The sequence below is a fragment of the Saccharobesus litoralis genome (assembly GCF_003063625.1).
Lineage (GTDB): Bacteria > Pseudomonadota > Gammaproteobacteria > Enterobacterales > Alteromonadaceae > Saccharobesus > Saccharobesus litoralis.
The window spans coordinates 420,668-440,477 of the sequence record NZ_CP026604.1 but is presented as its reverse complement, the minus strand read 5'-3'; the positions used below and the strand labels follow the sequence as shown (position 1 = coordinate 440,477).

The 19,810-nt window shown below is 41.8% G+C and carries 14 protein-coding genes; 6 read left to right on the top strand and 8 right to left on the bottom strand.

The window, feature by feature from the left end; all coding sequences use genetic code 11:
- Nucleotides 1-168: 168 nt before the first annotated feature.
- Together C2869_RS01635 and C2869_RS01630 are read left to right on the top strand one after the other, a co-directional pair.
- Nucleotides 169-1,713: a sulfatase-like hydrolase/transferase gene (locus C2869_RS01635; RefSeq protein ID WP_108601300.1), complete on the top strand. Its 1,545-nt coding sequence runs from the start codon at nt 169-171 to the stop codon at nt 1,711-1,713.
- An 89-nt stretch (nt 1,714-1,802) separates the two neighbouring features.
- Nucleotides 1,803-3,311 (top strand): sulfatase-like hydrolase/transferase, encoded by a 1,509-nt coding sequence (locus C2869_RS01630; protein WP_108601299.1) that lies wholly within the window; start codon nt 1,803-1,805, stop codon nt 3,309-3,311.
- Between the two features lie 135 nt (nt 3,312-3,446).
- Here C2869_RS01630 and C2869_RS01625 read toward each other — a convergent pair whose 3' ends face one another.
- The 3 genes from C2869_RS01625 to C2869_RS01615 form a co-directional block, all read right to left on the bottom strand.
- Nucleotides 3,447-3,713 carry a hypothetical protein gene (locus C2869_RS01625; protein WP_108601298.1) on the bottom strand — a complete coding sequence of 89 codons (267 nt, stop codon included), beginning with the start codon at nt 3,711-3,713 and terminating at the stop codon, nt 3,447-3,449.
- A gap of 89 nt (nt 3,714-3,802) precedes the next feature.
- Nucleotides 3,803-4,906, bottom strand: a complete 1,104-nt coding sequence (locus tag C2869_RS01620; protein ID WP_108601297.1) for a phosphoribosylaminoimidazolesuccinocarboxamide synthase — start codon at nt 4,904-4,906, stop codon at nt 3,803-3,805.
- 89 nt (nt 4,907-4,995) lie between these two features.
- The gene (locus C2869_RS01615) at nt 4,996-6,390 is read right to left on the bottom strand and encodes an MATE family efflux transporter (protein WP_108601296.1); all 1,395 of its coding nucleotides are present in this window, start codon (nt 6,388-6,390) and stop codon (nt 4,996-4,998) included.
- Between the two features lie 80 nt (nt 6,391-6,470).
- On the opposite strand from C2869_RS01615, the gene C2869_RS01610 reads away from it, so the two are divergent.
- From C2869_RS01610 to C2869_RS01595, 4 genes are all read left to right on the top strand, one after another.
- On the top strand, nt 6,471-7,112 hold the full coding sequence (locus C2869_RS01610; protein ID WP_108601295.1) for a riboflavin synthase subunit alpha: 642 nt from the start codon (nt 6,471-6,473) through the stop codon (nt 7,110-7,112).
- A 24-nt stretch (nt 7,113-7,136) separates the two neighbouring features.
- Nucleotides 7,137-7,796 (top strand): SMC-Scp complex subunit ScpB, encoded by a 660-nt coding sequence (gene scpB / locus C2869_RS01605; protein ID WP_228710735.1) that lies wholly within the window; start codon nt 7,137-7,139, stop codon nt 7,794-7,796.
- Nucleotides 7,765-8,613 carry a 23S rRNA pseudouridine(2605) synthase RluB gene (gene rluB / locus C2869_RS01600; protein ID WP_108601294.1) on the top strand — a complete coding sequence of 283 codons (849 nt, stop codon included), beginning with the start codon at nt 7,765-7,767 and terminating at the stop codon, nt 8,611-8,613. The genes scpB and rluB overlap by 32 nt, the downstream gene beginning before the upstream one ends.
- A gap of 377 nt (nt 8,614-8,990) precedes the next feature.
- Nucleotides 8,991-11,348 (top strand): carbohydrate binding family 9 domain-containing protein, encoded by a 2,358-nt coding sequence (locus tag C2869_RS01595; RefSeq protein WP_159083983.1) that lies wholly within the window; start codon nt 8,991-8,993, stop codon nt 11,346-11,348.
- A 426-nt stretch (nt 11,349-11,774) separates the two neighbouring features.
- Here the strand turns inward: C2869_RS01595 and C2869_RS01590 are convergent, their stop codons facing one another.
- From C2869_RS01590 to C2869_RS01570, 5 genes are all read right to left on the bottom strand, one after another.
- Nucleotides 11,775-12,707: an N-acyl amino acid synthase FeeM domain-containing protein gene (locus tag C2869_RS01590; protein WP_108601292.1), complete on the bottom strand. Its 933-nt coding sequence runs from the start codon at nt 12,705-12,707 to the stop codon at nt 11,775-11,777.
- Between the two features lie 4 nt (nt 12,708-12,711).
- Nucleotides 12,712-13,599: a class I SAM-dependent methyltransferase gene (locus C2869_RS01585; protein WP_108601291.1), complete on the bottom strand. Its 888-nt coding sequence runs from the start codon at nt 13,597-13,599 to the stop codon at nt 12,712-12,714.
- 113 nt (nt 13,600-13,712) lie between these two features.
- The gene (locus C2869_RS01580) at nt 13,713-16,457 is read right to left on the bottom strand and encodes an amino acid adenylation domain-containing protein (RefSeq protein ID WP_108601290.1); all 2,745 of its coding nucleotides are present in this window, start codon (nt 16,455-16,457) and stop codon (nt 13,713-13,715) included.
- A 60-nt stretch (nt 16,458-16,517) separates the two neighbouring features.
- A complete protein-coding gene (locus C2869_RS01575; RefSeq protein WP_159083982.1) occupies nt 16,518-17,714 on the bottom strand; it encodes a condensation domain-containing protein in 1,197 nt (398 codons plus the stop codon).
- 13 nt (nt 17,715-17,727) lie between these two features.
- Entirely contained in the window at nt 17,728-19,527 is a 1,800-nt protein-coding gene (locus C2869_RS01570) for a cyclic nucleotide-binding and patatin-like phospholipase domain-containing protein (RefSeq protein WP_159083981.1), read from the bottom strand.
- Nucleotides 19,528-19,810 lie beyond the last annotated feature (283 nt).

Sequence of the window (19,810 nt, the reverse complement as noted above, 5' to 3'; positions counted from 1 at the left end):
GCAAGCGATTGTTCACCTTTGTTTTTGCTGTGCTTGGTAGGCAAAACAGCGTTACTCGATATTTCGCTGTTTTGCCTCTTTTTCGCTTAAACGGTTATGCACTAGCAGTTTAGTGAAAAGGTGAAGGCTTGCTACATTTATAAGTAGTTAATACTGGAGCACACAAAAATGTTAAAAAAATTGATTGCGGGCAGCATTGCAGCTGTTTGTAGCATCAGCATAGCATCATGTTCAATGACAGGTACTCAAGCTTCGTCTCCTACTGTCAGTACCTCTCAAACCGCTAAAAAACCGAATGTCATTGTGCTTATGTTTGATGACATGCGTTTTGATACCTTTTCTTACCGAGGCGGTCCTGTAAATACCCCTAATATCGATGCCCTAGCAGCACAATCAACGCGGTTTGATAATGCAATGACAACCACTGGCTTATGTTCACCTTCACGTGCGGCTTTCTTTACTGGGCGTTGGGGACACAGAACAGGGTTGGATGACAATGTTGAATTATTCCATTCACGTGTTCATGCCTTAAGCATGTCAGAAGGTGGTATTATCCGCCGTGCTTCAGACAATGGTTATAACGTTGGCTATGTCGGTAAATGGCATTTAGGCTACCACGGACCGGCTTTACGTGGCGCAGAATTTACTTACGGTAAAGAGCATGTCGGTAAGCAAGCATTACGTCAATGGACACCTTACGGTATGCGTCAAGACGTAGAAAAATTTAAACAGGGCTTCACCCACGAAAATGGTGAAAAGCATCAATATTTTCAGACCTTACCTGGCACGTATGAAGATACAGAAGCGTATAGTAAGGTTAAAAATGCACAAAAATTTATTAAAAAGGCTAAAAAAGACGGTCGCCCATTTTTTGGTGTGATCAGCTTCAGTCAACCTCATCCACCTTATCGCGTACCTGAGCCTTACGCCAGTATGTACGACCATAAAACAGCGAAAGTTCCTGCCAACCATATGGCAGAGCGTGTTAATAAACCTATGTCGCAAGAAGAGCCTTACTGGCCATGGCATGATGTAACTCATTTAAATGACGAAGAATGGCGAAAAATGCGTACCTTCTACTATGGTGCTATTGCCATGATCGACCGAGCTATTGGCGATATTATTCAAACCGCGAAGGACGAAGGTGTTTATGAGGACTTGCATATTGTCGTGGTGGGTGATCAAGGTTCAATGCTAGGCGAGCACAATTTATACGATAAAGGTCCATATGCTTACGATGAATTAATGCGTATTCCGTTATTGGTTCGTAACCCAGATATCGCCCCACGTGTTGTTGAGCGTCAGGTTTCGTTAATTGATGTTACGCCAACGTTAGCGGATTGGATGAGCTTACCGAATGACGGTGCAGTTGATGGTCGTAATTTAACTGATTTAATGGAAAAAGGTGATGTAGCGGATGCTGGCAAAGTCGATAAGCACTTGTATGCATATGAATGGTACAACGGCTCTTGGCACGGTATTCGAGCAATAAGAACGCCTGACTTTAAATTTGTTTGGTACCCAGGTGATAGCCGTGATGAATTATATGACCTGAAAAACGATCCGGTTGAATTAAATAACCTTGCAAAAGATCCAAAATACAAAGCTAAGTTAAAAGAGTTAGTGATAATGATGGAGCAAGAGTTAGTGCGTGTTGATGATCCAACTATCGAGCGCTTCCGTCATCAAATGCAAAATATACTGCCGCATTAATTCCTTATTCAGTAATTTAAGAGTCAGTGCCAAAAACTGACTCTAATTTATTCTGTAAATCCTTTATTTTATTGAGCAGAGAACAGCTTATGAAATGTAAAAACGTGTTGTTGAGCTTATCTGTACTAGCAGGGTTAAGCTTAGTGGGGTGTGCGCAAGATGTTAATAGCGCAAATGTTGCCAATAACGGTGCAGTTACGAAAGACGAACGACCCAATATCATTGTTATTTTAACTGATGATCATGGCTATGCTGATGTTGGTTTTAATAACTCACCTGATCTAAAAACCCCCAATCTTGATCAACTAGCTTACGGTGGAACTATATTTACTTCGGCCTATGTAGCGCATCCATTTTGTGGCCCGAGTCGAGCCGCGCTCATGACAGGCCGCTATCCGCATGAATACGGCGCGCAATTTAATTTACCGCGTAAGGGCTCCAACCAAGGTTTACCTAAGGAAGAAACTTTTATTAGTAAGGTGTTGCAAAACGCCGGCTATTACACTGGAGCTATTGGAAAATGGCACTTAGGTGAACATGCTGATCATCACCCGAATGTACGTGGCTTTGATGAGTTTTATGGTTTTTTAGCGGGCGGGCATTATTACTTTCCGGAAAAATACGAGCCAGAATATGAGCGTCTAGTTAAGCGTGGTAAGCATAACGTTAATATGTATTACTGGCCGCTTGAATATAACGGTCAAGAAGTACGAGAGCCTGAATATTTAACTGATGGCTTATCGCGTGAAGCGTCTACCTTTGTCGAAAAAGCCAGTAAAAAAGATAAACCATTCTTCTTATATCTCGCTTATAACGCGCCGCATACACCGTTAGAAGCGAAAGAAGAAGACATGGCTTTGTTCCCTAATATTACCGACAAAAATCGGAAAATTTATGCGGGCATGGTTTATGCGGTTGATCGCGGCGTTGGTAAATTAGTCGATACGCTAAAACGTACTGGTGAATATGATAATACGCTGATTGTGTTTTTAAGTGATAATGGTGGTAAAACCATTAAAGGCGCTAACAACTATCCATTACGCCGAGGTAAGGGTAGTGCCTATGAAGGCGGTATTCGTGTACCTATGATGTTCCATTGGCCAAAAGAAATTAAGGGTGGCAATACCTTTCATCATCCGGTTTCAGCTTTAGATTTCTATCCTATGTTTGCCGCCTTAGGTAACGCCAAAATACCCGAAGGCAAAGACTTAGACGGCTATAATGTTTGGCCGAAAATACAAGCGGGTAAGCCGACTCACGACACCAAAATGATTTACGCGATGCGTCACCAAAAAGGCTTTAGCGAAACCTCGGGTCGTTTAGGTGATTACAAGGTCGTGCGAACCAGTAAAGAAGGCCCGTGGCAATTATTTAATGTGCAAACCGATCCGGGTGAGCACAATGATTTAGCCGCGCAAAAGCCTTGGTTGCTTCGTGAAATGGTTTCGCAAATTGAAATTTGGAGTTGGGACCATCAACAACCCAAGTGGTTCCATATATGGGATGCGGGTGGAGAATGGCACGAACAAAATATGCCGCGTTTCCATGAAACGTTTAAAGTCGGTCAAGCTGATCCTGTGTTGCAAGCTCAACCCTAATATTGGATTTTTAAATAATGTGCGCTTCTTACCACGAAGCGCATTACCGTATTTTTGTTCTTTGTTTCAAACACACCAAATTAGTGTGTTTGAATGGCAACAGCTTGCAGTTTATAAAATGGTAGCAAGCTTTAACTACTGGCAGCCGCCTTCTTCATTAGCATGTAGCTGTTTTTGCGTATCTAATTCAGCAAAAAATGCATCGCTAATTTGATCAAGTTCCGCATCGTTAAAACTTTCTTGTGGGATCTCCAAGGTAATTAAATACTCTAGGCCATTATCAATATGGCTGAATTCAATTAACAAACAGTCCGTTAATTCAGCTTCTAGCGCTAAACTCACTTTCGGACACTTGGTTAGTTTTTGTAGATCAAGTAATAAATCATGAACAGGCGCTAACATGGTTTTTCCTATTTTAGGTGGTTTGAATAAGATGGGATAAGCCGTTTTGCAACGGCTTATTTTGTGATTAAATCACTAATCCATTGCCATTAATCAATTAAGCCATATTGGTCACGCAGTACTGCAATAATTTCGGCTTTAGGATTGTCAGACAATACTAGCTTTTCGCCTGTAATTTTTTCTGCGATAGACACATAAGTTTCTGATACCTTCATCAACACTTCGGTCGGCAGTGCATTATCTCGTGCTAAAGCTGAGCGCTCGTCCATGCGGTCTTTGTTTAATAAAATATCCGGATCTGGGAAATGGTTTAGCAGTAATTGACGAAAACCTTCTTTTGAATTTTCTACAACTTTGCCTTCACGATAGCTTGGGCCATCCCAAATTCGTGATGAATCAGGCGTTCCCACTTCATCCATGTAGATGAGTTTTTCATTGCCGTTAGCGTCTTCGACATAACCAAACTCAAATTTCGTATCAACAAACACTTGATCAATTTCGGCTAATGCATCGCTAATTACATTAAAGCCTTCTTTTAATAACTTTTCGTACAAATCAATATCGCTTGGGCTTGCGAAGTTGAAGTCGGCATAGTTATTAACAATGTCATCGCGGGTAATATTGACATCGTCAACTTCTGGCACGTTAGGGATGCCTTTTAATATCCCTTTGGTTGACGGAGTAATCAGTAATTCAGCGAGCTTTTGGTCTTTCTCTAAGCCTTCTGGTAATTGAATACCACAAAAATCACGTTCGCCTTTGCTATAGGCACGCCACATAGATCCGGTAATGTATTGACGGCAAATGGCTTCGATTTTGACCGGTTTAGCTTTTTGCACTATCCAAACAAACGGGTGAGGAATATCAAGAATATGGCTATCGGCCAAGCCGTTGTCTTTAAATAGTTTAAACCAATGATTAGAAACCGCGTTTAATGCAGCGCCTTTACCCGGAACACCACGCATACCGCCTTCACCGTGCCAAATACAGTCAAATGCTGAAATACGATCGCTAATAACCATAATGGCAAGTGGTGCATCGGGGCGAACATTATAGCCTTTTTCTTGGATTAAACGGCGGCTATCAGCTTCAGTTAGCCAGTATACTGAGCGCACTTTACCACTGTGTACAGGGTTATCAGTACGGATCGGCAAATCATCATTAACGGCTAAAACCTTATCAGCTAGGCTCATGGGTGTGTTCCTATAAATAAATCAAATCGAATAGTAATTGGGTACAAATCGAGTATTAGTATAACTGCACTGCGCGCGATCATAGCACTTTAGCGAACGCGAGGCGAATGGCGGAAACGACTAATCCGACGAATTTTATAGATAATTCGTTTTAGTCGTAAGCTTAATAAAATGGCGGCACAGGACAAACTCGTCAATAAGCCAATCCAGTAGCCATGCAAGCCTAATGGCTCATGCCAGAACCAAGTGGTTTCTGCAAATATCCAACCAGCGGGAAAGCCAATAACCCAGTAGGAAAATATGGTAAACCACATAGGCTTTTGTGTATCTTTAAAACCGCGTAGTGACCCCAAGGTGACACATTGCGTTGCATCAGACAACTGAAAAATAGCGGCCCAAATTAGTAATGCGGTGGCAATTTCAACCACGGCAACATCCTGTGTGTATATTAATGATACATAATGCCGACCGACTATGGTGATGGTCGCGGTTACTGCGGCAAAGCATACCGCTATATATACACCCGCTTTGGTTGCTTGTATGGCTTGCAATGGGCTTTTAGCGCCCATCGATTGGCCTATTACAACACTGGTGGCAATACTTAAACTCAGCGGTATCATCCACATCATACTGGCAAAGTTAATTGCAACCTGATGTGCAGCAGCAGCCTCTGGGCCGTAGCGACCAATCGCTAGCGCGACAGCGCCAAACAATGCTACTTCTAAAAACATGGTCACACCAACAGGCAAACCAAGTTTGAGTAACTCTTGTAATTTTTTAACGGTGACAAATTTTATGCTGGCACGCTTAATATAAGGGCGGCAATTGGCATGTTTATTACTGATATACCAAATCACAAAAAACAACAGGTAGTTAAGTAGGGTGGTTGAAATGCCTGCGCCGGCACCGCCTAATTCAGGCGCGCCAAACTCACCAAATATAAACATCCAATTGAGCGGAATATTCAATGCTAATGCTGCTAGTTGTAGCCACATTAATAATCGAGTATTGCCCATGGATTCGTTTAATACTCGATACAAAATAAAGAAACAAAACCCAGGTAGCCCTAGCGTTAAGTAAAACAGGTAATCATGCATTATCGTTAGCATGGCAGGGTCAAACGCTAACGGCGCTAATAGAGGCGTTTTAAAAAGCATTAGCAGAGCTGTAAAAGCAACCAGCCCCGTGGTTATTACTAAGGCATTACTAAAGTGGCTATTGCCGGTACGTTTATTACGCGCACCGTAATCACGTGAAAATATTGGGCCTAAGCCAGCTAATACACCTAAAGCAAAAAGAGAAATGGGATACCATAAACCTAAAGATGTGCCGACAGCTGCCATATCAACCGAGCTATAGCGCGCCGCCATAATGGTATCGATAGTGACCATTCCGGATAGAGCTAACTGCGTGATCACAATCGGCCAAGCTAGCTGAATGATACGCTTAGCTTGCACAAATACGGCCATAAATTTAGAATCCACAATCTTTAGTTAATCGGCCGCGCAGTTTAACGGCTCTTAGCGTAAATGATAAGCGTAATTACGAAATATTAAGAGAAAGCATGTTTACTGGCATTGTTAAGTTTGAAACCCAACTTGTTGCTGTAGAATCAAAGCCCTACGGCAAGCAATTTATTCTTGAGTTGACCGATGAACAAGCAAGAGGAGTAGAAACTGGTGCTAGTGTGGCGATTAACGGTGCCTGTTTAACTATTGTTGAGATTGAACATAAGCTTGAAAGTCAATCTGTGAGTTTAGCTTTTGACGTTATTCCAGAAACCTTACGTTTAACCAATTTAGCGGATTTAAACGCCGGCGATTGGGTTAATATTGAACGAGCGGCCAAGTTTGGCGATGAAATTGGCGGCCATCATTTATCTGGTCATGTTCATACTCAAGCTAAAGTAGAACAGCTTTTAGAAAACGACGGGGAAATAGCGATTGAGTTTTCCGTGCCAGAGGTGTGGCAAAAATATGTTTTTCATAAAGGTTATATTGGCTTAAATGGTTGTAGTTTAACCATAGGCAAGGTGGCTGAGGGCAAATTTTGGGTGCACCTGATCCCTGAAACTTTGAAAATCACTAATTTTGATAAGTTAAGCCTAGGTGCTAAAGTCAATTTAGAGATTGATACGCAAACACAAACGACGGTTGATACGGTTGAACGTGTATTGGCCCAGCGCGGTTTGTTGGAATCTTTTTAAAAGCGGATAAGTAAGTGAAAGCGCGTGGCCACTAAAAAACAAAAGCAACATTATACGCAAATTATTGAAGCCGCTATTTTTGCAGCTGGCAAACCTATGTCTATCGATAATTTACGTAGTACGGTTTTAGATGAATTTGATTTGTCTGTGCGTATGGTTAACGGCTTGATTAAAGATTTACAAAATCACTACGAAGGTCGAGGTATTGAGTTAATTAAAGTGGCGTCGGGTTTTCGTTTTCAAACCCGTAGTGAACTCAGCCCATGGTTATCTAAATTATGGACAGAAAAAGCCCCCAAATATTCGCGTGCCATGCTAGAAACCTTGTCGTTAATCGCTTATCGACAACCCATTACCCGAGGTGAAATTGAAGAAGTGCGTGGGGTTGCGGTTAGCTCTAGTATTATTCGAACCTTGCAAGAACGTGGCTGGATCAAAGTGATTGGCCACAAAGAAATACCCGGGCGTCCAGCATTATTTGCGACAACGCCTGTTTTTTTAGATTATTTTGGCCTAGCGTCATTAGAAGAATTACCGCCACTGCCTGAAGTGGCACCCGCATCCTTTAATTTAGGTAATGAGTCTCCTTTTATAGACGACTTACCTGAAACTGGACCGACTAACGAAAATCAATCCGATTCGGGAGAATCCGATGTCAGAGAAACTACAGAAAGTACTGGCTAGAGCCGGTGTTGGCTCTCGTCGTGAAATGGAACGCGTTATTGCAGAAGGGCGCGTGAGTGTCAATGGTGAAGTTGCCCAGCTCGGTGCACGCGTTGGCGAAGGCGATGTTTTACGCGTTGACGGTAACCAAATTAAATTTAGCACGGCTGAATCTATTCCTTGCCGAGTGTTAATTTACAACAAGCCTGAAGGTGAAATTTGCAGCCGTTCCGATCCTGATCATGATAAAACCGTGTTTGACCGCTTACCGCGTTTAAACGGTGGCCGCTGGATAGCAGTCGGTCGCTTAGATATTAACACCAGTGGCTTATTGTTATTTACCACAGACGGTGAATTAGCCAATCGATTAATGCACCCATCACATGAAGTCGAGCGAGAATATGCTGCACGCGTATTTGGTGAGGTTACCGATGGTATCGTGCAAAAATTACGCATGGGTGTGCAATTAGAAGATGGCCCCGCCAAATTTACCAAAGTGTCGCGTCAAGGTGGTGAAGGTTTAAACCGTTGGTATCATGTGACCTTATCAGAAGGGCGTAACCGCGAAGTTCGCCGCATGTGGGAAGCGGTAGACTGTACAGTGAGTCGATTAACTCGTATTCGCTACGGTCAGTTACGCCTTCCACGCAATTTACCTTTGGGTGGTTGGGCTGAACTTGAAACTAAAGAGATCAATTACCTACGTCAAATGGTAAAAATGCGGCCAATTGAAATGAGAAAAGAGGTTGCACGTAACAATAAAGTGGAGCGAATCAAAGCTAATCGTATTCGTAAAGCGGTACGTAAAGCTGAAATTAGACGCAGCAAAAAACCTTAAAACCTATTGCTATACTTGCTTGTTTAAAAAACATAGTCAAAGCGATCAGGTTTTAGGGGAAGCCGTCAAGCTTCGAATCCCCATGAGCATATGCTCTATTATGTGATTGGGGTGAGTAAGCGCTGACAATGAACCATAAGGCCTGAGCGAGAAGACTATAGCCCGAGTGTTGCCGCACTTGGGCTTTTTAGTTTTATACATTGAGAGCGCCATATCTATTTGCTGTTGTATCATAATATTCAAACATCGGATGTTTGTTACAATTCGTTAACCAAAGTAAAAAATGACCTCACTAGCAGCAAAACATATCAATTTTGGTTAAACTGCGCAGTATTTGTATATTTGTCATATAAATGAGGGCGCAAGTGGGGTTGTTTGTGAGTCGTAAAGCGGTATTAGCCTGCGTTTTGTTGTGTTTGGGTTGGATTAAAGTGGCGTATGCAGCGCAAGGCACAGCAGTTAATTCAATACCTTATTTACCATCGTCTATCGAGATAGACGGCCAGCTTTCTGAATCAAGTTGGCAGCAAGCTTTACTTGTCGATGTCGACGTGGTGACGTATCCAACCGATAACACCCAAGCCCAAGTGCGTACTCAAGCGTTTATATTTCAAAATGGTCAATCTCTGTTTGTTGGCGTAAAAGCACAAGACTTTAATCCTGAGTTGATCAGGGCAGAATATAAGCGCCGTGACAGTATCGGCAATGATGATCATGTGACTATTACGCTAGACACATTTAATCAGCAACAACAGGCATTTCAATTCTCTCTCAACCCTTATGGGGTTCAGTGGGATCGATTACGTGATGAAACACGAGGCCGAACCAATGGCGCTTGGAATGCCGTTTGGCAGGGCGCAGGTTATAAGCATCAACAGGGTTATGATGTTGAGTTTGCGATCCCGTTTTCTGCGCTACGCTTTTCATCATCTAAAAATAGTGATTTAGAATGGGGTATAGAAATTACCCGAATTATGCCACGTGATAGCCGTATTAACATAAACTCACAAGCAAAAGAACGAGGCAACACCTGCTTTTTGTGTCAAATACCTAAGTACCGTGGTTTTAAAGATATTACCCCCGGTAGTGATATTGAGTTAGTCCCTAGTATTACAGCCAAAAAAGTGCAGACTCGTGAAGTAACGGATGCTGATCCTACGGTGATGGCGAGTTGGCCTGATACAAGTATTGAAACCGACTTAAGCTTGAGTATGCGTTGGGGGATAACGCAGGACAATATATTAAATGTTGCGTTAAATCCTGATTTTTCACAAGCGTCAGCAGATGCTGAACAAATCACAGTTAATAGTAGCTTCTCTCCGACGTATCGTGAAAACCGTGATTTCTTTTTAGATGGCAGTGATTACTTTTCCACTTCTCGCATGTCTTTAGTCCATACACGAAATTTAGTGGCACCCGATTACGGGGTAAAGTTTACCGGTAAGCAGGGTAATAGTAATTATGGAGTTTTGCTGGCTAATGACACCAGTAGTCAATTTATCGTGCCACGCAGTCAAGGCTCTTGGCAAGCTAACTTAAAAGACGAAAGTGACAATGAGGTCGCCTCTAATAACTTAGTGGCACGTTACCAGCATAATCTCGATCAGCGCAGTAATATGGGCGTGTTAATGACTCAACGCGAGAATGATACTGGCTACAAAAATAGCGTGGTTTCGCTTGATGGTGTATACCAACCTGTCAATGAACATCGTTTTAAATATCAATATGCCTATTCTCGTTCAGATAATACGTTAGCTTTTCGTAAAACTAAGCTAGAAAAAGAAGGCAAGCCACTTTTATCCCCAGAAGGCCACAAGCCACCTCAAGGGCAACAACCGCCTAAACCCAACGATCCTTTAGCTCATATTCCAGTTGAACAAAATGGCGATGCAATTAATTTGGAATACAAATACTTACAAACTAACTATGATTTAGTTGGTCGTTATATTGATTATGATACGGACTTTAGAGCGGATTTAAGCTCGATTGGTAAAGTGGGTTACGATAGGGTGTTATTCGGTGGCGGTCGATGGTGGTTCGGTAAAAAAGGCAGCCCATGGACACGTTGGGGGATCCATGGAGATTGGGATCGCACTAAAGAAAAGCAAACGGGAATTGAGTTAGAAAATGAATATGAAGCCCATGTATGGGTGGATGGCCCCAAACAATTACACGCTAAGGCTGGGGTTATTAGCAAAGATGCCTACTGGGATGGAGAAGTCTTTGCGTTAACCTATTTAAATTTGTATGGCAGAATTGATCCCATCAAGAATATTCGAGTTTGGACGCGCTGGACGCTAGGTGATGCGATTGATGTAAAAAATACCCGTCCAGCAGATAGAACTAAAATGGAGTTTGGCTCTAATTGGCGCTTAGGTGAGCATATAACGGGTTCAACCAAATATACCCGTGAGGTGTTAGATGTTGAATTAGGTGAATTGTACGATGTTAATAAACTCGATTTTCGCTTAAATGTGCAATTTAATTTGGATAACTCTTTGCGTTTGGTGGTTACCCAATCCGATTTAACCCGTAATATTGATTTATACAACGAAGAGGTTGATGATTTAAATAAACGTATTAGCACCCAGCTAATTTACGCTTATGAGCCTGATCCTAAAACTGTTTTCTATTTAGGCTACGCGGATAAAGCTGAGCAAAAAGAGCAGCGAATTGATATTGAGCAAGATCAACGCAGTGTGTTTATGAAAATCAGTTATGATTTTCAAATTTAAATCAAGTTTTGCTATAGTCTTCTCGCTCAGATTTTATGGTTCATTGTCTGCGCTTACTCGCCCCAATCACATAATAGAGCATATGCTCATGGGGTCTCGAAGCTTGACGGCTTCCCCTAAAACCCGATCGCTTTGACTATATACCCATCTAAAGCGATATTTTGTTGGCGAGACTGGGTTAACAAGTTCCTACTTTTGGTGCCTGTATGGATGCAGGGCTTAGAGTTTTTCGGGTACAAAATTCTGACATCTTGCTCATTTGAACAGAAAGGTTTGCAGGCTCTGCAAGCATAAATGCTCGCCCACGAAAATTTTACGCTTTTAAACGGCTGTTTTTATCAAAATCAGGTAGATTAATTACTTTCTGTGCAGATATGAAACGACCTATGGCTTTTCAATTTTATTACGCTGAATAAATACAAATAATTAATCTACCACAGCTTGTTTAGCTCTTAGTTGCAGTATTAAATTTTGCGTTCTTTTGCCTAACAGTTGCATCAGTTTTAATGCATGTTCTGGTTGATTAATAAAGCGATCAATAAACACCTGTTTAGACATAACCATCATTTGCACTTCGGATGTGGCCACAATATCGGCAGAGCGAACTTCGTCGGTTATCAAGGCTAACTCACCAAACATATCACCTTGCCCCAATTGGGCGATCTTATATGTTGTGCTCGGCACTCTGACTTCGACTTGACCCTCAATGATAATGAAGGCTTCATTTCCTGGTGTACCGCCTTGTACCACAGTGTCGCCTTCACGGTAAAACCAACGTTCATAATCCATTAGAAAATCATGTAGTTGGTTCTTGTTGATAAAATTCAGAAAAAAGTCATTGAGATCTTTCATGTTCAGCATCATAGGGCGAACTTGAGCATTCAAATGCGGATCAGTAAATTCGTCTGCCACTTGAGTAAATCCAATACGAGACAGTAACCTAGCTATCTTGGGGTTGATTGGTGCAACAACATGCGTCACCCCATTAGAATGGGCAAAGTAGGCGCTCATTAGGATTAAAGACATAGCCAAGCCATTTGTTCGGTAGTCAGATAACAAACAAAATAACCCTGTATGCATGATGACGGCATCGGCGGGTAACAGCGGCCTAAAGTTAAAATAATTGTCGGCAGGTACACCTTGTTGTGAATCAAGAGACAGCCGAAAACAGCCAACCGGTGTATCGTCTTGAATGGCGATCATTTGCGTTGTACTTGGATAAGCGTCGTATCGATCCATGATCCGCTTATCTTCCGTCGGTTCTAGCAAACCTTCTTCTTCGACAAAAACTTGATGTCTTAACTGAAATACCTTGTCTATTAATTCGGTTGTGGTGGCCAATTGTACTTTAACAGGCATATTGTTAAGTCCTTTTGGTGACTAATGCTATGTATTCATTGCGATGCATATCGCCATTATGCTCTGGCACATATTTACTTTTAAAAGCCTCAAAATTGGCTATATGATCGATTTCAAAATACGTTTTTTGCATAAATGTCGGCAAGTCTTGGCGGTTGCACAGCCAATTTAACGGTTCACCTTTGATTTTTAGATAAATATTTAGCAGTGGGCCATAAGAACCTTTATTAGCTGATGCTGGCTCGACTGCGGTAAATACAATACTGGTTGGTGCTTTAATTTGACCTGAAATCGCTAAAAATAAATCGTAAATTTGTTCAGGGGTTAAGTACATTAACACCCCTTCAATAATGCAAATGGTTGGTTTGTCGGGGTAAAAACAGTTTGCTTGTTCTAATACTTGCGCCAGTGTTTGGTGGGTAAAATCAACCGAAATAAGATGTAAATTGTCAGTGGCAGAATTGTCAACTGCTAGTGCTTGGCTTTTTAATTGCTGAGTCGCGGGGTGATCCAGTTCAATAAAGTTGATGTTAGGGTATTGCTTTGAAAAGCGATAAGCTAACGTGTCAAACCCCGCCCCTAAATTGAGTACTTGCGTACAGCCGTCATTAATGGCATTGAGCACGGTATCTTCAATATATTTTTTACGCAACGCATAATGTAAGGTGATCCCTGGCATCATGAGTTTTTCCATCAAGGGGACTGCAGCAACGAACAGCGGGTTACTTAATTGCTTTAAGCGCTTTTGACCTTGACGGGTGGCCGCGAGGATTTTTTTTCCGGCATTTGCCGTTTCAGTTGAAACTAAATTGGCAAATTGCGGTTTGTTTGACACATAGATTATACCTTGTAATACAGACAAAGCGGTGGAACTTGCTTGATCATCCTTCATGTTAGCTCCAAATTTTTAGGCGAGATTGGTGGTTAATTAGTACAACTAATAATCAATATCATAGAGTAATTTGTTGTTTTAACAAGTGCGTCAACAAGCCGTAGTATTATTGTTTAAATAGTCTGCGACATAGGCTTATTGGCTTTGGTTATCGCCTGTTTTATGGCTTGCGCTACTCCCTTTACCTGAGTCGGTAAAAATAACGTGTTGTGTTTGCCCGCAACTAATGATGTCGATAGCTTTTGCGCACACAGTTTTACCCAAAAAGATAAAGTCAATCGATGAAACCATAGTAATTGTTTAGATTGGATCAGGGTTGTCGACAGATTGATGGGTAAAGGTCGATACGATTTAAGCCCAATAATTTGGGTTCTTAATCCCGGATCATTAACTAAATTGCGCATGTAAACAGGAATAATAGGCTGTTGAAAACGTCGAACTAGCTGCGCGAATTTGTTAAAAAGTTTACAAATTAATACCGACATATTGGGCAGCACAGGATAGGTGGTATCAATTAAAAATAAATGCTCAACGACTATTTTACTGTTTAATAAATGGCGGCAAGTTTCTAAAGCATAAACCCCTCCAACCGAGAAACCGGCTAAGGTTATTGGCTGAGTAAAATTGTACTGACTAATAACCGATGCATAGTGCTTGGCTATGCTTTCAACCGTTAAAGCGGATGACGGATTGTTGGGCTCCATTGTTAATGGTGGTTGCAGCACGTAAACCGAATATTCAGCTCCTAAAGCTTTCGCTAAATTAGTCAAACGCAGCACATCGTTGTGGCTCGATGCGGCAATAAATAGAGTTTTGCCTTGCGGATTAAAAGTTAAATTAATACAGGTGGGTGGCTGCAATGTTTCAAGCACAGAGGCCAGCGAAACCACAGTAGGATGCTCAAGCAAAATCGAAAACGAGATGTTTTTACCTGTATGGGTTTTTATTTCGCTTATTAGTTGTAAGCAGGCGAGTGAATCGGCTCCGGCATCAAACAAGTGATCGTTTTCATTGATGTTGTTGTTACTGAGTATTTGCCGAACCAGCTTAAGTAAAATTACTTGGGTTTTGTTATTTGGCAGAGAATGGTTTGGCAAAGAATGGGCTGGCAAAGGAGCAAGTGGTGCAGTGCAGTTGGTTGTAGGTTTTGTAACTGGCGTAAGTTGAGCGTAATTTATCTTGCCACTTGTTTGTTTGGGAATACTGCTAAGTTGATGGATAAACTGTGGCACCATATACGCGGGTAATGCTTGGTGTAGCGCTTGTTTTACAAGGTTTATTTGCTGTTGGCTAAGTGTATTGGGTGATACAACCCAAGCGTGCAATGTATTGTCAATTAGCTTAACCGCAGCCGTGGTGACTAAGCTGTGTTTCACAAGCGTTAATGCTATTTCTTTAGGCTCGATCCTTTGACCACGTAACTTAATTTGCTGATCAATACGCGCTACATATTCTAGGTTACCTTGCTCATTGATAAAGCCTTTATCACCTGACAGATACAAGATCGTACTTGGGTTAAATTGAGCTTTAACAAAACGTGCGTCTGTATTTATTTCGTCGTTAATATATCCGTTAGCAAGCCCAATACCCGCTATTGCAATTTCACCTATACAGCCGTTTGGCAGTGGCATACCGTGAACGTCTAATATATAAATGCTGGTGTTTGCAACCGGTTTGCCAATTGGCACCGCTTTATAGGGCGCATTAGCTTGTGTTAGGTAGCTGGTTGCAAAAATACAGGCCTCGGTTGGGCCATATAAATTAAATAATTTGGCGTTGGTTAATTTGTGAAATTGGTCTACTTGAGTTTGTTGCAAAACCTCGCCGCCACTAATGGCTACACGCAAGGGTAAATTGGCAAATTCAGTCGCCGCTTGATTAAAATAATTTAATGTAGTGGGAACAAATATTATGCTAGTGGCCGTAAAGTCATGGACTAATTTGGCTAACTCATTCGGTGCAATTTTTCCTGGTCCTGCAAGCGCGACCTTAGCACCAGAGCATAAAGGTAAAAAGACTTCGATTAATGCGGGATCAAAGCTCAGCTGAATCGATTGTAGCCAAGTGTCTTGAGCACTATATTCAAGTGTGCTTTTTAACCAATTAATTCGGCTTATCAATGCTTGATGGCTAACGCATATGCCTTTTGGTAAACCTGTTGAGCCTGAGGTATACATAACATAAGCAAGATCTTGCTGACGTGGCAAGGTATTGATACTGCTTGTTTGGTGAGTTTCTTGACACCATGCTAACAACTGCGAAAAAGTAATGGTTATTATCGGCTTTTGCTGAGTTTGTGCTTGGTTTATATCTTGAACATTGGGTTCTTGGTTGTCATTTTGTTCACTTGCTGTCGTCTCTAAAAAAATGAGTTTTGCACGGCTATTGGTTAGCTGTTGATGAGTCCGCGATGCGGGCAAATCCGGATCCATCGGCATCAAGACAGCCCCCATTTTTAGTATGGCAATATAGGCGACAAGCGTTTGTGCCGTTCGCGGTAATTTAACTGCAATGATATCGGCTGGCTGTATATTGTGTTGTTGTAACGCCAAAGCCACCTGATCAGCTTGTTGGTTGAGCGCTAAATAGCTTAGTTGGTTAATCTTTTGATCTTGTTGCCAAATGATAGCTGGGTTGTTTGGAACGTTTTCTACCTGTTGTAAAAACGAACTGATGATGGTTTCGTTGGGCTTTAAATCATCTTGGTTAGGTAAGGCAAGATCTTCGGGGTTGATTAAGTTGAGTTTGGTATAAGGCAGGCTTGGCTGCTTACACATTTGCGTAAGTAAGCGTTGAATATGTTGGCCTAACGCGGTTGTTTCTTTTTGACAAAAATATTCTTCACTACCTGATACCACGAGTTCAGTGGGTTCATTTTCATGAAACTCACAGATGGCAATTGATAATGGGTAACGAGCTTAATCGCCAAAAGTATGCCTAGGTTCGCTGGTTGGTGCGTTTAGGTAATGCGCACTATAGTTAGTGGCTTCAAATGACACCGTAATATCGAAAAATCTATCTTTTCCACTGGCTACCATGCCCAGTTTTTGACCTAGCATGCTGGCAGGGTAGCGGGCATGGCGATAACTCGCGCGTAAAGTCGCAACAACTTGTTCAATCAATGATTCGGTTGTGGCGTCTGGCTCAACGTAAACTTTAAGCGGCATAATCACCACAAACATGCCTAAGGTCGATTTATACTTTTTGCCACTACGGTTTAAAACGGGTACGCCGATCACGACTTCTTGTTTATTGTATATACGCGAAAAATAGATACAAATGGCGACAATAAAAAGGTGATAAGTGGTGGCTTTTTGATTTTTAGCCGTTTCTTGAAAAAAGTGATAATCCTGCACCGCAATGTGATGATAATGATTAAATGCGTTAGGTAAACTACCTTGGGCTTTGTTGTTGCATTGGTACTTGGCTTCCAATAATGGTTCAGGTAATTGCTTAAACAAATTTAACCAATACTTTTCATCGGCAGCGCAAGCTTTTGACTGCAAGTAGGCTTGTGATTCCGTAATATATTGCTGATATTGGGTTTGTCCGTTTGCGTAAATAGCCGGTAGTGGTAGGGGCTCCTCGGTAATTTTTAATTTTGCTCTTGCCAGTTCTGTGTATATGACACTCATGGTATTCATGGCTAATGCGGTACTAAAGCCATCTATCATGATGTGGTGGTATTTCATGGCGATACAATAGCGCTCTGGTGTCGATTTAATTAAATAGATATGCCAAGGTTTGTGTATACCATCTAGTGGAATAGCAGACGGATAAGTATTATCCCACCATTGCACAATCGCCTGTTCGCTATCTTCTTGCTGACTAAAATCATGGTATTCGAGCAAGTCTTCTTGCCAGTGTTCTATTAATATTTGCGTGCCGTCAGTTAATGGTAAAAGCCGTAACCCATCGTTTTCGTTAACCATTTTGGCTACGGTTTGCTCAAAAAGTGATAGCTCTAGCGGTCCATTAATAAAGCCCAATCCGCCCGTGGTTAAATGTGGGCTTTGAGGGTGTAGCTGTTGATCTAACCAAATTTGCTGTTGCGCTAACGATAAAGGTAATTTTTTACTTTTACGGTTAGCTTGTGATGTGGCAAGCGTTAACAAATCGATATCCTTTTTACGATTTTTTAGAGATGGTGTTTTTAATATCTGCAATATGTTGTTTGGCATATTGATAACCAGCATCTGCAATGCGCCGGCCTTTGTTGTAGGCCATCAGTCGAAACTGTGACACTGGCGGTTGCAAATAATAATCAGCCATGGCAATTGATGTTTCTCGTTTAGCTAGCCCGCCTAAATGTCCAGAACGTTGTAAAATTTCCATGATATTCGGTAACTGGCTGTTTCGTTTTTTATTGAAGTACTGAGCTAATGTACGCCAAGGCGAAAACGTATTAATTTCGTTAGCGATTTTAAGCTCTTCTTGTACATCTACGTCTACCGCTATCAAAGTGCCAAAGCCAAGCTTGTCGCGCATGGGCTTGACTGGCACATTGTCTAACAAGGCTGCGTCAACAAAGAGTTCACCGTTTTGAATAACGGGGGGCAGGATCCCAGCTGGTGAGTTGCTGGCTAATATGGCATGCCACACAGGGCCAGAATCGTGAGTATGAATTTTAGCTTTACTCAGGTTGCAAGAGACTGCAAAAAAAGGTTGCCACAGGCTGTTAATTTCAAGATCGCCAAACATTTGTTGTAAACCGGCTTTGATTTTTTTGCCAGCCAGTAACGAAAAAATCGGTAATGTTGGACGTTCACCACCGGAAATCAGTTTGCGCGTACTGGAGATTAATTCACTAGAGGGTGTACTCAACGCATACTGAGCGCCGATCAATGCCCCCATGCTATTACCACATATGATGTCGATGGGGATATTTGCTTCTTCTAATGCTTGTATAACCCCAACGTGAGCTAAGCCACGTGCCCCACCACCACCTAACACTAAACCAATGGCAGTTCCGGTTAAAAAGCGAACTAATCTAGCTATTTCAGCTTCTTTATTTAAGCGAATAGGGTATATACCATCTAATTTGAAAATTTGTGGCCAGTGGCGATCGACATTGGCGTGTTCAGCGGTTTCGTCGTGCAATAGCACTAAGCTTTGCTTAACATCTGAGGTTTGTATAACAGTTAAAATATCGTCTGCTAGGGTTAGTTGCTGCGGTGTCGTTGTACTGTCGGCCACTAAAATAATATGATCGGCTTGTCTAATGGCGAGTAAAAACCAAGCTGATAGTTGGTATTCTGTTTCCAGTAATAAATAGTCGTGTGTTTGTTCTAAATCGTTAAAGCGGTGGCTAGAGTGGATACAAGCCCCGTCAACCGAGTGAAAGTCTTGACCTTCTTCAGCCGAGAAGTAATGAACTAAGCCATTTTGCGCCATTTGCTTAGCAAGCTTGTTTGCAAGTGCTTTTATATTTAAGCCGGCTGTTAATGGCACTAATGCAAAATTAGTCGCCCCTATACTGGGAGGGCGTTGATTATGATGTAGACTAAATTCATAAACTCGACGGGTAATAGCCCGATTAAATTCAATTGGGTGAGCACACAATAGGCGTTCAAAATCTGTTTTACTTAGGCTTGCTACCGAAGAGTCGCGACTGGCAATAACGTTTGCCGCTCGCGCTTGATTTAGAATAAGGCCCAGCTCACCGACACAGCGACCAGAATGGACTTCTCCTAAGTGAGTCACCTCGCCATTATTATCAGTTTGTTGAACTTTAAAACGGCCACTAATCACTATAGCTAACGAGTCTGATGGTTGGCCCTGTTGATAAAGGGTTTCGCCGCCAGCAATTGCGAAAATTTGCATTTTTTGCGCTAAATCTTCGATTAATGACGGCGGTAGTTCGCCAAATATTAAACTATTTTGCAAAGCATGAAGCAGGCGATGCTTGTCGATTGGCTGTGTGCTCATCGATAGTAGGTCCATTTTTAGGTCGACGGATTGTTAGCTATGTTTTTGTTAGGCGAGTTATACGCGTACATTAAGTTCAGCGTATTGTTATTGACTGTACGATTAGCTAAGCGATTTTGCAATAATCAGTTTTAAATTACCCTTAAATAATATGGATTACCAAAAGACCAAATGTTACGCCTATTTGGTTGAGGCGCGTGGTTGGTCACCGCTGGTATAATCTGATTTAGGTAGCAATTTCTAAGCGTTATTTTTGATTTTTGTTATTTTTGAGGGACCGCTA

What these genes read in the sequence shown, in the direction of transcription:
- C2869_RS01635 (WP_108601300.1), top strand. Translation starts at nt 169, where the DNA reads ATGTTAAAAAAATTGATTGCGGGCAGCATTGCAGCTGTTTGTAGCATC.
- C2869_RS01630 (WP_108601299.1), top strand. Translation starts at nt 1,803, where the DNA reads ATGAAATGTAAAAACGTGTTGTTGAGCTTATCTGTACTAGCAGGGTTA.
- C2869_RS01625 (WP_108601298.1), bottom strand. Translation starts at nt 3,713, where the DNA reads ATGTTAGCGCCTGTTCATGATTTATTACTTGATCTACAAAAACTAACC.
- C2869_RS01620 (WP_108601297.1), bottom strand. Translation starts at nt 4,906, where the DNA reads ATGAGCCTAGCTGATAAGGTTTTAGCCGTTAATGATGATTTGCCGATC.
- C2869_RS01610 (WP_108601295.1), top strand. Translation starts at nt 6,471, where the DNA reads ATGTTTACTGGCATTGTTAAGTTTGAAACCCAACTTGTTGCTGTAGAA.
- rluB (WP_108601294.1), top strand. Translation starts at nt 7,765, where the DNA reads ATGTCAGAGAAACTACAGAAAGTACTGGCTAGAGCCGGTGTTGGCTCT.
- C2869_RS01590 (WP_108601292.1), bottom strand. Translation starts at nt 12,707, where the DNA reads ATGCCTGTTAAAGTACAATTGGCCACCACAACCGAATTAATAGACAAG.
- C2869_RS01585 (WP_108601291.1), bottom strand. Translation starts at nt 13,599, where the DNA reads ATGAAGGATGATCAAGCAAGTTCCACCGCTTTGTCTGTATTACAAGGT.
- C2869_RS01570 (WP_159083981.1), bottom strand. Translation starts at nt 19,527, where the DNA reads ATGAGCACACAGCCAATCGACAAGCATCGCCTGCTTCATGCTTTGCAA.